This window comes from Yersinia aldovae ATCC 35236 (genome assembly GCF_000173735.1).
In the GTDB taxonomy this organism is placed as follows: domain Bacteria; phylum Pseudomonadota; class Gammaproteobacteria; order Enterobacterales; family Enterobacteriaceae; genus Yersinia; species Yersinia aldovae.
Map to the genome: position 1 here is coordinate 103,026 of NZ_ACCB01000006.1, position 12,767 is coordinate 115,792.

Here is a 12,767-nt window from a genome sequence, read left to right on the forward strand (position 1 = left end):
AGGAATCACGATTATGTCTTATCAGTATGTCAAAGTGTTGATTGCCAATCGGGTTGGCATTATTGAGTTTAATCACACACGCAAACTCAATGCCTTAAGTAAGGTGTTTATTGATGACCTGTTGCAAGCACTACATGACCTCAATCACACCGATATCCGCTGCATTATTATGCGCGCGCCAGAAGGTGCAAAAGTGTTTTCCGCCGGTCATGATATCCATGAACTGCCCACAGGCCGGCGTGATCCGCTGTCATATGACGACCCGTTACGTCAAATTACTCGCACCATCCAAAAGTACCCTAAACCGATCATTTCAATGGTAGAAGGCAGCGTCTGGGGTGGCGCATTCGAGATGATTATGAGTTCCGATATCATTGTTGCTTGTAATACTTCCACTTTTTCAATGACACCAGTGAATTTGGGTGTTCCCTATAACTTAGTCGGAATACATAACCTGATCCGCGATGCCGGTTTTCACATTGTGAAAGAGATGATATTCACCGCCGCCCCCATTACCGCACAGCGCGCACTGTCAGTCGGCATCCTTAATCATGTGGTCGAACCCAGTGAATTGGAAGATTTCACACTAAAACTGGCACATGTCATTGCTGAAAAAGCGCCGCTGGCCATTGCCGTTATTAAAGAAGAACTGCGCGTATTAGGTGAAGCCCACACCATGAATTCAGATGAGTTTGAACGCATTCAAGGCTTACGCCGTGCCGTCTACGACAGTGAGGACTATCTGGAGGGCATGAGCGCATTTATGGAAAAACGTAAACCTAACTTTGTCGGTCGTTGAGTTTTCTCAGCCGGAGGATTTCTTTATGAAACAGTCATATCGCATAATGAGCGCCGATGAAGCTGCCGAATGTATTGAACATGATCATATGGTGGCATTTAGCGGTTTTACCCCGCGGGCGCGCCTAAAGTGCTGCCTGCCGCCATTGCAAAACGGGCACTGGCGCACCACCAGCAGCAACAAGCGTTTCAGATTCGTTTACTGACCGGCGCGTCAATCAGCGCGCAAGCCGATGATGAGCTGGCGAAAGCGGATGCCCTCTCTTGGCGTGCTCCTTACCAGACCGCATCGCTGCTGCGGGAAAAAATCAATCAGGGCGCGGTAAGTTTTGTCGATCTGCACTTAAGTGAAGTGGCGCAGATGGTCAACTATGGCTTCTTTGGTGACATTGATGTCGCCGTGATTGAAGCCTCTGCTATTACCGCCGACGGTAAAGTTTACCTGACCAGCGGTATTGGTAACTCACCTATTTTTCTGCATAAAGCTAAGAAAATCATTATTGAGCTGAATCATTATCACCACCCACGCGTGGCAGAACTGGCCGATATCATCATGCTAGGCGCACCTCCACGGCGCAACACTCTGCCCATATTTCATACATTGGATAAAGTGGGCCAACCCTATGTACAGGTCGATCCTGCCAAGATTGTCGCCGTGGTAGAAACTGAGCTACCGGATGCCACAAACAGCCTGGAACGTGAAAACCCATTATGTGAACAGATCGCCGATAACGTGGTGAATTTTCTGTTGAATGAACTTAAATTAGGCCGTATTCCGTCGGAGTTTCTCCCGCTGCAAAGTGGCGTGGGAAATATCAATAACGCAGTAATGAAACGCCTTGGCAGCAACCCTCACATCCCGCCATTTATGATGTATTCGGAGGTACTACAAGAATCTGTGGTGCCGTTATTAGAAGAAGGAAAAATCCTTGGTGTCAGTGCATCCAGCCTGACCGTTTCACCCGCATCACTGCAAAAAATCTATGACAATATGGATTTCTTTTCCAGCCGTATCGTATTGCGACCTCAAGAGATTTCAAACCACCCTGAAATCATCCGCCGCCTGGGGGTTATTGCCCTCAATGTGGGGCTGGAATTTGATATTTATGGCCATGCCAACTCCACACATGTTTGCGGCACCGAGCTGGTTAACGGTATCGGTGGCAGCGCGGATTTTGAGCGCAATGCATATTTATCTATCTTTATGGCTCCCTCCATCGTGAAAGGCGGCAACGTCTCTACGATTGTGCCAATGTGTACCCATGTTGACCACAGCGAGCACAGTGTGAAGGTCATCGTGACAGAACAAGGTGTGGCCGATTTACGCGGGCTATCACCGATGCAACGCGCCGTTGCCATTATTAATCACTGCGCGCACCCGCTGTATCGCGACTATTTGCATCGATATCTGGCGCAAGCCAAAGGCGGGCATTTGCATCACAATCTGGCGCAAGCATTTCAATTACACCAAAATCTGCACCAGTTTGGTTCCATGCTCGCACCTTAATCCCCTTCACGATCGGCGTGAATATAGCCCATGACTTTCTCTATATGCTGATTATTTTTTAGCGAATAAAGATACTCTCGCATAAACATGGGCTGATTCGGCGCATCAAAGTATTTTAGTTTCGCCGGGTTGACCAACCGATAGGCAAACTGAGGAACCACGGTCAGAAATTGCCCCTGCTCAACCGCACTGATTTTTGCCATAAAACTATAAGGGCGATAAATGATAGTCGGGTTAATACCGATAGCGCGGAAATGGGCATCCAGTATAGATTCAAAATTGGCGCGGTTTTGGAAACGCATCTGCAACCACGGCAAGGTATTTAAAAGTTCGAGCGGTTGAGTATTTTCAAAACGACGCGAAACCAGAAACCCTAAGCGCAGTGAGGGCAGTTCTGTCGCTTGCAAACTTTGAGTCTGAGTCACCCGCTGCGATGCCTGCTGTGGGGAGATAATAAAGTCCACGCGCCTATCGAGCAAATCATCAATCACGCTGTTTTCACTGAACTCAAAAGGTTGAGCTGTTATCCCATTGTATTTATCACTGAGGCTAAATAACTGATCGAAAACGATGGTTGGATAGGTATTATCAATACCAATCACACTATTTTTTTGCCGGTGAGACAACGCCAGAATACCATTATCAATAGCCGAAAGCCGTTGATAAATAGGGAATAACTCTTGATATAACTCTTGCCCTGCCTTGTTAAGGCTGAGGTTTTTTTCATTGCGGGTAAATAATGAATAACCCACTAAATCTTCTAACGCCGCGATACTTTTGCCAAAAGGTGACGCCGTCATGTGTAATTTCTCAGCGGCTTTCGCCATGCTATTTGTTTGTGCTAATACAATAAAATTACGCATTTTTTTAGAAATAAAAACGTTCATTGCTCAATAAATATGGCAGAGGGAAGAGAGTGACAGCATAAAGCGATCACACGATAAATAGTGTGAGTCAGAGAGCGGTAGGATGAGATTTCATTAATAAATAATTTCAATATGTTAATTTATTTACATATCAAAATATTATGCACTCGCATCCCATACCCAGTTGAAGAGCGACAGCCAGCGGCCAGAACCCAGACACTCTCCTGACTCTGGCCTGCTGGATAGTGTCAATGAAACTTATTATCCCTGAGCCATCAATCCCAGTAACTTAATGACAAAATAGGCCACGATACCTATCACCAATGGCAGGATATATAAGGTAAAAAACTGCAAAAAGATGGTGTGATGCGGCAAGACAATCTTTTCTTCCAATTGCTCGCGGCTGCGCCCTTCACTGCCTTTTGCTTGCTCTAAAATCATCTGATCTTCAATGCCTTCACGGATATGCCGCACTTGCCGGGCCATACGCGCGCCGGATGCCTGCAACGACAAACCGACGAAAATCAACATATAAATAATGAAGAACATGATGTTCGCGGCACTTAACCCCTGTTCTGGCTCAGGCACCGGCGAGTTAAACCAAAAGATATCCAAAAAAGCGGTATTAAAGCGGATCATATCGGCCATCACATGGACAAAATCCAATATAACGGCATTAACCCCAGTACTTTTCTGGCTATATTGGTAGGCAAAATTGATAATTGAAATCAATGTTGACAGCAGTGCTGGAATAAAAACGAGCCACCCTGCAATCCTTTTGATAACAGCGACGCGCCCAGCCTGTTGATAGGTCATGACTTCTCCTTGTAAATACCACAACTTATGTGGCCTTAGTTTACCTGCGACATCAGGTTGTTGCGCAGAATTTTATCGCCATGCTAGCAGTGAATTCAAATTCAAGCCTAGCTCATACAGCGTAATATCATTAATTTAATGATTTAAATTGGTGTTGATATAGAGTGTTAAAATCGTAGCTAAAAACCAACAGGAGAGTGATAAATGGCGACCCTTCACCCGATTAAGGCCGCAATTTTCGATATGGACGGCTTGCTAATTGATTCAGAGCCTTTATGGACTAAGGCTGAACTGGAGATTTTCACCTCACTGGGGCTGGATACGACCTCGCGTGACACGTTGCCCGATACCCTTGGCTTACGTATCGATTTAGTGGTGAAACTTTGGTATCAAGCCATGCCGTGGCAAGGGACGAGCCAGGCTGAGGTATCCAAGCGGATTATCAAACGCGCAATGGAGTTGGTAGAAGAAGAGCGCCCTATATTGCCAGGCGTTGAGTACGCGCTAGAACTGTGCCGCAAACAGGGGCTGAAAATCGGGCTGGCATCGGCCTCACCCCTGATTATGCAAAAGAGTGTGCTGAAAATGATTGGGGTTGAGAAATACTTCGACTGCCTGGTCTCTGCTGAATACTTGCCCCACAGCAAGCCCCATCCGGAAGTCTATCTGAATGCTGCCGCCGATTTGGGTATTGACCCACTGCACTGCGTTACGCTGGAGGATTCCGTCAACGGCATGATTGCCACTAAAGCTGCCCGTATGCGTTCGATCGTGATTCCGGCACCGGAATACCGCACCGATCCCCGCTGGGTTTTGTCCGATATTCAACTGGCATCGTTAGAACAATTGCGCCAGGAAGATATTTCGTAATCGAGGCTGAATGCTTTATTGGCCGTCGAGGGCGGCTGGTATTGATGCCTCAACCGCCCAAAAGCGCTTTACAGAAAATCATCCCGTTTCGGTGTAAAGGTGTCGATCAAGATACTGTTATCTTCGAGAGACACCGCACCGTGCATCTCATGTTTAACCGCCCGATAAGCGTCCCCAGCTTTCAAAATACGTTTTTGCCCTTCAATTTCCACTTCAAAACTGCCCGCAGCAACATAGGCAATCTGGTCATGGATATCGTGTTTATGTGCAACACCGATAGCCCCCTTATCGAAGTGGACACAGACCATCATCAATTCATCACTCCAGGTCATGACTTTGCGTTTAATCCCCTTGCCTAACTCTTCCCACGGCGTTTCATCATTAATAAAGAACATCTTCATTGTATTACCTCGTTATCAGAATACGTTGCCGGTATAGCGCTTTCACCATTTTACGATCAATCCGACTCATTCTACGGGCAAAGCCCGCAGATCAACCCTAATTAATCCGAAAACCATGACATCACTCAAAAAAATAAATAAAACGCCATTTCATTTTTATTGAATTAACTCACCGAAAACACTATTATCCCTGTAACACATGAAACGCTCGGTCGTAAGCCCACAACGAGCAAGCCGTGGCTGCCAAACGGGTCAAACCATCATTGGTGTGAGCACCGCACGCTACCCCGTCATCTGGGCGCGGTTGGCCACATCACGGTAAGCAAATTACGTTAAGCATCACCCGCTAAAGCCGTTCACTGGGCGGCTTCCTCCACCCATAACGAAATCGCGGCCATCGTTAACCGCGTTGAGAGAGATGTAAGCTATGATTTTAGATTCCTTTGAATTGAAGGGTAAAGTTGCTCTGGTTACCGGCTGTGACACAGGTTTGGGCCAAGGCATGGCGCTTGGTTTAGCTGAAGCCGGTTGTGATATCGTCGGTATAAACATTGTTGAACCCGCCGAAACCATCGAGAAAGTCACTGCGCTGGGCCGCCGTTTCTTAAGCCTCACCGCAGATCTGAGTAAAATCGACGCTATCCCGGCCCTGTTAGAAAAAGCCGTGGCTGAATTTGGTAAAATTGACATTTTGGTGAATAACGCTGGCATCATTCGCCGTGAAGATGCGATTAACTTCAGTGAAAAGGACTGGGATGATGTGATGAACGTTAACATCAAAACCGTGTTCTTTATGTCGCAGGCGGTTGCCAAACAATTTATCAAGCAAGGCCACGGCGGAAAAATCATTAACGTGGCGTCAATGCTCTCTTATCAGGGCGGTATCCGCGTGCCTTCTTACACCGCATCGAAAAGCGCAGTCATGGGCGTTACCCGTCTGTTGGCAAACGAATGGGCTAAACACGGTATCAACGTGAACGCGGTCGCACCTGGTTACATGGCAACCAACAATACTCAGCAACTGCGTAAAGATGAAGAGCGCAGCAAAGAGATCCTCGACCGCATCCCAGCGGGCCGTTGGGGGTTGCCTGATGACCTGAAAGGCCCGGTGGTGTTCCTCGCCTCGAAGGCATCTGACTATATCAGCGGTTACACCATCGCTGTCGATGGCGGATGGTTAGCGCGCTAAATATGTTTCTAGTGATAATTTTAGTTAAAACAGAATAATCTGCTTTTAGGCAGCATATCCGCGTCAAACACGCAAAAGGTGCAACTTGAGTTGTGCCTTTTTTATTGCTTTATTATTAAATAGTTAACAAATAAATCACGCCTGTAACTGCCACAATAACCCATCAAATAAAAAATCAAAACAACGTTCCGACTTCGATCACACTTTTGTCATTCGCTCAATGACTCGCCTGTAAATACAAATATAATGAATTGAAACGATGTTTCTATTTATAAGGAACATTAAGCCGGTTCTTCAGAATGTAACAAAGATGGGGTTATGGTAATGAATTTGGCAGGCAACATTAAAGGCAGCGACGCAATGATGATTAACTGGCTGAGTGCTATTTGTCGCTATGTTGATCTCGTCCAGTCAGTTGGCCATAGCAAACGTAACCCAACCCCACTGATGGCAGACGGTTTTGATGTGCTCACCCAGCAACCGGTGGCCTGGGCATTTGCCAATGGCCAGCTTGCGCCAATATCTAACTTTGCCAGTCAACAAAACTGGTTACGTACCTTAGACGCCCTGAGTCTGGTGACGCAAGAGCCGCAATATCAGCAACAAGCTCGGGTACAAACCCACTACTTTATGCAGCATGGCGTGCATAACAAAAGTGGGCTGTTTTATTGGGGCGGGCATCGTTTCTTAAATCTGGACACGCTAAAGACTGAAGGCCCGGAATCTAAAGCACAGGTACATGAATTAAAACACCATCTACCTTATTACAACCTGCTGGCGAAGGTTGACCGCGAGAAAACACTGAATTTCTTACAGGGATTCTGGCACGCCCACGTTGAAGATTGGTCATCGCTGGATTTGGGCCGTCATGGTAGTTATGACAAACAACGCGATCCACACGTTTTTACCCATCCGCGCCATGATGTGGTGAATCCCGCTAATTTGCCAAAATTGCCTGAAACCAAAGGTCTGACCTTTGTCAATGCAGGTACTGACTTGATATACGCGGCGTATAAATACGCTGAATACACCGGTGATATTGCAGCCGCCGCCTGGGGTAAGCACCTCTATCGCCAATATGTGTTAGCGCGCAATCCTGAAACAGGCTTACCTGTTTATCAGTTCAGTTCGCCACAACAGCGCCGCCCTATTCCGGCAGATGATAACCAAACCCAATCCTGGTATGGCGATCGGGCTAAGCGTCAATTTGGCCCTGAATTTGGTGAGATTGCCCGCGAAGCCAATGTGCTGTTCCGTGACATGCGCCCATTACTGATCGATAACCCACTGGCAATGTTGGATATCTTGCGCCAACGACCGGACGCTGAAGTCCTGCAATGGGTTATCGATGGTTTGAAAAATTACTATCGTTTCGCCTATGACGTAGAGAGTAATACCTTGCGCCCGTTATGGAACGACGGTCAGGATATGAGCGGTTACGTTCTGCAACGTGATGGTTATTATGGTGCAAAAGACAGCGTTATCTCACCGTTCCCTTTAGACGTGGATTATCTATTGCCACTGGTACGCGCCTGGCGATTGAGCGAAGACGCAGAACTGCTGGATCTCATTGGAGTATTACTGCATCGCTGGCAGTTGGCGGAGCTGGATAAAACCAAACGTAGCGCCACATTGGTGGTTGCAGAAAAACCTAAAGCATCGCCATATTTGTTACTGGCATTGATTGAAATGGCTGAACATTGCCAGTGCGCAAAATTATTCGAATTAGCATGGCAGACAGGCAACAACCTCTTTAAACAACATTATCATCGCGGCTTGTTTGTTGAATCGGCTCAGCACCGCTATTTCCGCATCGACAACCCCATTGCATTAGCATTATTAACGTTAATTGCCGCCAAACAAAACAAGTTAGGTGAAATACCGGCCTTTATGACCCACGGCGGTTACATCCACGGGGATTATCAAGTTAATGGGAAGAGCCAAATAGTGTATGACATCGATTTTATTTACCAAACACTGTTGAGTCAGTAGCTTTATTTATCTTTCATGTTATTAAAAATAGGTAAGCATTATGAATGAAAACAGAATGCTGGGGTTAGCCTATTTATCACCTTATATTATAGGGCTGATAATATTTACGGCTTTCCCCTTTGTATCATCTTTCTTCCTCAGTTTTACTGAATATGACTTAATGAACCCGCCTGTATTTAACGGGATAGAGAATTATCGTCATATGCTGATTGAAGATGATTTATTCTGGAAATCTATGGGCGTTACGTTCGCTTATGTTTTTCTAACTATTCCATTGAAACTGGCATTTGCTCTGGGGATCGCTTTTGTACTGAACTTTAAATTACGCGGTATTGGCCTGGTCCGTACGGCGTTCTATATTCCCTCTATTCTCGGCAGTAGTGTTGCCATCGCCGTGTTATGGCGCGCGCTATTTGCCATTGACGGCCTACTGAACAGTTTTATTGGTGTGTTCGGCTTTGACGCGATCAACTGGTTGGGAGAGCCAGCACTGGCGCTGACATCCGTGACATTACTGCGTGTTTGGCAGTTCGGTTCTGCGATGGTTATTTTCCTTGCTGCATTACAAAACGTACCACAGTCCCAATATGAAGCCGCCATGATTGATGGAGCCTCTAAATGGCAAATGTTCACCAAAGTGACCGTTCCACTGATCACTCCGGTTATTTTCTTTAACTTTATTATGCAAACCACACAGGCATTCCAAGAATTTACCGCACCCTATGTTATTACCGATGGTGGGCCAACCCATTACACCTATTTATTCTCGCTCTATATCTATGATACGGCGTTTAAATACTTTGATATGGGATACGGTGCTGCGTTGGCCTGGATATTATTCCTGGTAGTCGCTCTGTTCGCCTCAATTGCATTTAAATCATCTAAATATTGGGTCTTCTACTCCGCCGATAAAGGAGGAAAAAATGACTGACGTACGACAAGATTCGTTAAAAAGCGAAAATCCCCACCAGAATAAATTAGATCTGGCGCAGGAAATTGCTAATGCGGAAATTAGCCGCACCGAACGTAAAGCAAAAGTCAGTGCAGCTTTTCGCTATATCATTTTAATTATTGTTGGCCTGATGATGCTTTATCCATTGCTGTGGATGTTCTCTGCGGCCTTTAAACCTAATAATGAAATATTCACCACATTAGGATTATGGCCAGAGCACCCGACACGCGATGGTTTTGTTAATGGCTGGAAAACCGGTACTGAATATAACTTCGGTCATTACATGCTAAATACCCTTAAGTTTGTAATTCCGAAAGTGATTCTAACCATTATCTCTTCCACTATCGTGGCATATGGTTTTGCGCGCTTTGAGATCCCGTGGAAGAAATTCTGGTTTGCTACTTTGATAACCACCATGTTGCTGCCAAGCACTGTGTTATTGATTCCGCAATACATCATGTTCCGTGAAATGGGGATGCTGAATAGTTACTTGCCACTTTATCTACCAACCGCCTTCGCCACACAAGGGTTCTTCGTCTTCATGCTGATTCAGTTCCTACGTGGTGTACCGCGTGATATGGAAGAAGCGGCGCAAATTGACGGCTGTAACTCGCTACAAGTGCTGTGGTATGTGGTGGTGCCAATCCTGAAACCGGCCATTATCTCGGTCGCACTGTTCCAGTTTATGTGGTCAATGAACGACTTTATCGGCCCACTGATTTATGTCTACAGCGTAGACAAATACCCGATAGCGCTGGCGCTGAAGATGTCAATTGACGTCACCGAAGGCGCACCGTGGAACGAAATTCTGGCAATGGCGAGCATCTCCATTCTGCCGTCCATCATTGTTTTCTTCCTGGCTCAACGCTACTTCGTGCAAGGCGTAACCAGCAGCGGAATTAAAGGTTAATAGAGGATCTATCATGGCTGAAGTCATTTTCAATAAATTGGGCAAAGTTTACTCCAACGGTTTCCGCGCGGTGCATGGCATTGATCTGAAAATTCATGATGGCGAATTTATGGTGATTGTTGGCCCATCCGGCTGTGCTAAATCCACCACCCTGCGCATGTTGGCAGGATTGGAAACCATCAGTGATGGTGAAGTACGCATTGGTGATCGGGTGGTCAATAATCTGGCACCGAAATCACGCGGTATTGCAATGGTGTTCCAGAACTATGCGTTATATCCGCATATGACAGTAAAAGAGAATCTGGCTTTTGGCCTGAAACTGAGCAAGCTACCAAAGGGCCAAATTGAATCGCAAGTTGCTGAAGCGGCTAAGATTCTGGAATTGGAAGACTTACTGGATCGATTACCGCGCCAGCTCTCGGGTGGCCAGGCTCAACGGGTGGCTGTGGGCCGGGCGATTGTGAAAAAACCGGATGTATTCCTGTTCGATGAACCGTTATCAAATCTGGATGCCAAGTTGCGTGCTTCAATGCGTATTCGTATTTCAGATTTGCATAAGCAATTGAAAAAAAGCGGCAAAGCGGCAACCACTGTATATGTTACCCATGACCAAACAGAAGCGATGACGATGGGTGACCGTATCTGTGTAATGAAACTGGGCCATATCATGCAAGTTGATACGCCGGATAATCTCTACCACTACCCTACCAATATGTTTGTTGCCGGTTTTATCGGCGCGCCGGAAATGAATATCAAACCGAGCACGCTGGTAGAAAAAGAGGGGCAAATTGGCCTGACCGTTGGCCAGTACACCCTGGTTTTGAGTGAAAAACAGCAAACTAAAGTGGCTGCCCATGCCGGAGAGAAAGTGTTCTTTGGTGTTCGCCCAGAATTTATTCGTATGTCACAACAGCCCTTTGCCAATAACCATTCGCAAGGTGAATTGGTTCGCGTGGAAAACATGGGGCATGAGTTCTTTATGTACATCAAAGTTAACGACTTTGAATTGACTTGCCGCTTACCGTCTGACGAAGCAAGACCCATTATTGAAAATGGCCTGCATCGCACCGTGTACTTCCAGTTTGATATGGATAAATGCCATATCTTTGATGCAAAAACAAGAAAAAAATATCTCTCTTTAACAGGAGCAGTATCCAAATGAAAAAAGCGATCCTACACACGCTGATAGCATCGACTCTGGCTTTATTATCACATCAGGCTTTTGCACAAGATGACGTTAACCTCCGCATGTCATGGTGGGGGGGCAATAGTCGTCATCAAATGACCCTTAAAGCACTAGAAGAATTCCACAAACAGCACCCGAATATTAATGTTAAAGCTGAATACACCGGTTGGGATGGGCACCTTTCGCGCCTGACGACACAAATTGCCGGTGGAACCGAACCTGACGTAATGCAAACCAACTGGAACTGGCTACCCATTTTTTCTAAAGACGGTACTGGCTTCTTTGATTTAAATAAAGTGTCTGAGCAGTTGGATTTGACGCAGTTCGATCCGAAAGAACTGCAACAAACTACCGTTAATGGCAAATTAAATGGTATTCCCATTTCAGTCACTGCCCGTATTTTCTATTACAATGATGCAACCTGGGCCAAATCTGGTTTATCCTATCCAAAAACATGGGATGAATTACTTAACGCCGGCCAGGTATTTAAAGAAAAACTGGGTGAGCAATATTATCCCGTGGTATTAGAGCATCAAGATACGTTGGCATTGATTCGTTCTTATATGACTCAAAAATACAATCTTCCGACTGTCGATGAAGCCAACAAGAAATTTGCTTACACGCCAGAACAGTGGGTTGAATTTTTCACAATGTATAAGAAAATGGTTGATAACCATGTCATGCCATCAACTAAATACTATGCCTCATTTGGCAAAAGCAATATGTATGAAATGAAGCCGTGGATTAATGGTGAATGGGGGGGAACTTATATGTGGAACTCCACCATAACTAAATATTCTGATAACCTGACTAAACCCGCTAAATTGATACTTGGCCCTTATCCGATGTTACCGGATGCGAAAGATGCCGGTCTGTTCTTTAAACCTGCACAAATGTTGTCGATCGGTAAATCGACTCAACACCCTAAAGAAAGTGCCATCCTGATTAACTTCCTGCTCAATAGCAAAGAAGGTATTGATGCTATGGGCTTAGAGCGTGGTGTCCCACTGAGTAAGAGTGCGGTGACCCAACTGCGTGCCAGCGGTGTGATTAAGGATGAAGATCCATCCGTTGCCGGTTTAAATATGGCGCTGGAATTGCCACATGAAATGAAAACCTCACCCTATTTTGATGATCCGCAAATTGTTTCACTGTTCCGTGATGCCATTCAATATATCGATTACGGACAGAAAACGGTTGAAGAATCTGCGGAATACTTTAATAAGCAAGGTGACCGAATTCTGAAACGCGCCATGAGATAATAAGTTAGTTAATTTAAC

General features: G+C 45.7%; 11 protein-coding genes and 1 pseudogene. 9 read left to right on the forward strand and 3 right to left on the reverse strand.

Annotation, left to right across the window (positions count from 1 at the left end):
* Nucleotides 1-13: 13 nt before the first annotated feature.
* Both scpB and scpC read left to right on the forward strand, forming a co-directional pair.
* A complete protein-coding gene (gene scpB, locus YALDO0001_RS04580; RefSeq protein WP_004700347.1) occupies nucleotides 14-799 on the forward strand; it encodes a methylmalonyl-CoA decarboxylase in 786 nt (261 codons plus the stop codon).
* A 25-nt stretch (nucleotides 800-824) separates the two neighbouring features.
* Nucleotides 825-2,305: pseudogene (gene scpC, locus YALDO0001_RS04585) on the forward strand (succinyl-CoA:acetate CoA-transferase ScpC).
* On the opposite strand, the gene srsR reads toward scpC, so the two are convergent.
* Nucleotides 2,302-3,192 (reverse strand): LysR family transcriptional regulator SrsR, encoded by an 891-nt coding sequence (gene srsR, locus YALDO0001_RS04590; protein ID WP_042545743.1) that lies wholly within the window; start codon nucleotides 3,190-3,192, stop codon nucleotides 2,302-2,304. The pseudogene scpC and the gene srsR sit on opposite strands and share 4 nt — an antisense overlap.
* A 240-nt stretch (nucleotides 3,193-3,432) precedes the next feature.
* Nucleotides 3,433-3,987, reverse strand: coding sequence for a YniB family protein (locus tag YALDO0001_RS04595; protein ID WP_004700352.1), 555 nt, complete (start codon nucleotides 3,985-3,987; stop codon nucleotides 3,433-3,435).
* A 204-nt stretch (nucleotides 3,988-4,191) separates the two neighbouring features.
* Here YALDO0001_RS04595 and hxpB point away from each other — a divergent pair, with 204 nt between their 5' ends.
* A complete protein-coding gene (hxpB, locus tag YALDO0001_RS04600; RefSeq protein ID WP_004700354.1) occupies nucleotides 4,192-4,857 on the forward strand; it encodes a hexitol phosphatase HxpB in 666 nt (221 codons plus the stop codon).
* Between the two features lie 68 nt (nucleotides 4,858-4,925).
* Here hxpB and YALDO0001_RS04605 read toward each other — a convergent pair whose 3' ends face one another.
* Complete coding sequence (locus tag YALDO0001_RS04605; protein WP_042545741.1) at nucleotides 4,926-5,258, reverse strand: cupin domain-containing protein; 333 nt, start codon at nucleotides 5,256-5,258, stop codon at nucleotides 4,926-4,928.
* A gap of 427 nt (nucleotides 5,259-5,685) precedes the next feature.
* On the opposite strand from YALDO0001_RS04605, the gene kduD reads away from it, so the two are divergent.
* The 6 genes from kduD to YALDO0001_RS04635 all read left to right on the forward strand — a co-directional run bounded on the left by kduD (nucleotide 5,686) and on the right by YALDO0001_RS04635 (nucleotide 12,749).
* The gene (gene kduD, locus YALDO0001_RS04610) at nucleotides 5,686-6,447 is read left to right on the forward strand and encodes a 2-dehydro-3-deoxy-D-gluconate 5-dehydrogenase KduD (RefSeq protein ID WP_004700358.1); all 762 of its coding nucleotides are present in this window, start codon (nucleotides 5,686-5,688) and stop codon (nucleotides 6,445-6,447) included.
* A gap of 324 nt (nucleotides 6,448-6,771) precedes the next feature.
* Nucleotides 6,772-8,439: a pectate lyase gene (locus YALDO0001_RS04615; protein WP_042839410.1), complete on the forward strand. Its 1,668-nt coding sequence runs from the start codon at nucleotides 6,772-6,774 to the stop codon at nucleotides 8,437-8,439.
* Between the two features lie 40 nt (nucleotides 8,440-8,479).
* Nucleotides 8,480-9,370 carry a carbohydrate ABC transporter permease gene (locus tag YALDO0001_RS04620; RefSeq protein WP_004700361.1) on the forward strand — a complete coding sequence of 297 codons (891 nt, stop codon included), beginning with the start codon at nucleotides 8,480-8,482 and terminating at the stop codon, nucleotides 9,368-9,370.
* On the forward strand, nucleotides 9,363-10,301 hold the full coding sequence (locus YALDO0001_RS04625) for a carbohydrate ABC transporter permease (RefSeq protein WP_042545738.1): 939 nt from the start codon (nucleotides 9,363-9,365) through the stop codon (nucleotides 10,299-10,301). Before YALDO0001_RS04620 ends, YALDO0001_RS04625 begins: the two co-directional genes overlap by 8 nt.
* Before the next feature lie 13 nt (nucleotides 10,302-10,314).
* Nucleotides 10,315-11,463 (forward strand): ABC transporter ATP-binding protein, encoded by a 1,149-nt coding sequence (locus YALDO0001_RS04630; RefSeq protein ID WP_004700365.1) that lies wholly within the window; start codon nucleotides 10,315-10,317, stop codon nucleotides 11,461-11,463.
* A complete protein-coding gene (locus tag YALDO0001_RS04635) occupies nucleotides 11,460-12,749 on the forward strand; it encodes an ABC transporter substrate-binding protein (RefSeq protein ID WP_042839411.1) in 1,290 nt (429 codons plus the stop codon). Before YALDO0001_RS04630 ends, YALDO0001_RS04635 begins: the two co-directional genes overlap by 4 nt.
* Nucleotides 12,750-12,767 lie beyond the last annotated feature (18 nt).

Bases quoted from the DNA above. Each gene is read 5' to 3' on its own strand.
- scpB (WP_004700347.1), top strand. From the start codon at position 14: ATGTCTTATCAGTATGTCAAAGTGTTGATTGCCAATCGGGTTGGCATT.
- srsR (WP_042545743.1), bottom strand. From the start codon at position 3,192: ATGAACGTTTTTATTTCTAAAAAAATGCGTAATTTTATTGTATTAGCA.
- YALDO0001_RS04595 (WP_004700352.1), bottom strand. From the start codon at position 3,987: ATGACCTATCAACAGGCTGGGCGCGTCGCTGTTATCAAAAGGATTGCA.
- hxpB (WP_004700354.1), top strand. From the start codon at position 4,192: ATGGCGACCCTTCACCCGATTAAGGCCGCAATTTTCGATATGGACGGC.
- YALDO0001_RS04605 (WP_042545741.1), bottom strand. From the start codon at position 5,258: ATGAAGATGTTCTTTATTAATGATGAAACGCCGTGGGAAGAGTTAGGC.
- kduD (WP_004700358.1), top strand. From the start codon at position 5,686: ATGATTTTAGATTCCTTTGAATTGAAGGGTAAAGTTGCTCTGGTTACC.
- YALDO0001_RS04615 (WP_042839410.1), top strand. From the start codon at position 6,772: ATGAATTTGGCAGGCAACATTAAAGGCAGCGACGCAATGATGATTAAC.
- YALDO0001_RS04620 (WP_004700361.1), top strand. From the start codon at position 8,480: ATGAATGAAAACAGAATGCTGGGGTTAGCCTATTTATCACCTTATATT.
- YALDO0001_RS04625 (WP_042545738.1), top strand. From the start codon at position 9,363: ATGACTGACGTACGACAAGATTCGTTAAAAAGCGAAAATCCCCACCAG.
- YALDO0001_RS04630 (WP_004700365.1), top strand. From the start codon at position 10,315: ATGGCTGAAGTCATTTTCAATAAATTGGGCAAAGTTTACTCCAACGGT.
- YALDO0001_RS04635 (WP_042839411.1), top strand. From the start codon at position 11,460: ATGAAAAAAGCGATCCTACACACGCTGATAGCATCGACTCTGGCTTTA.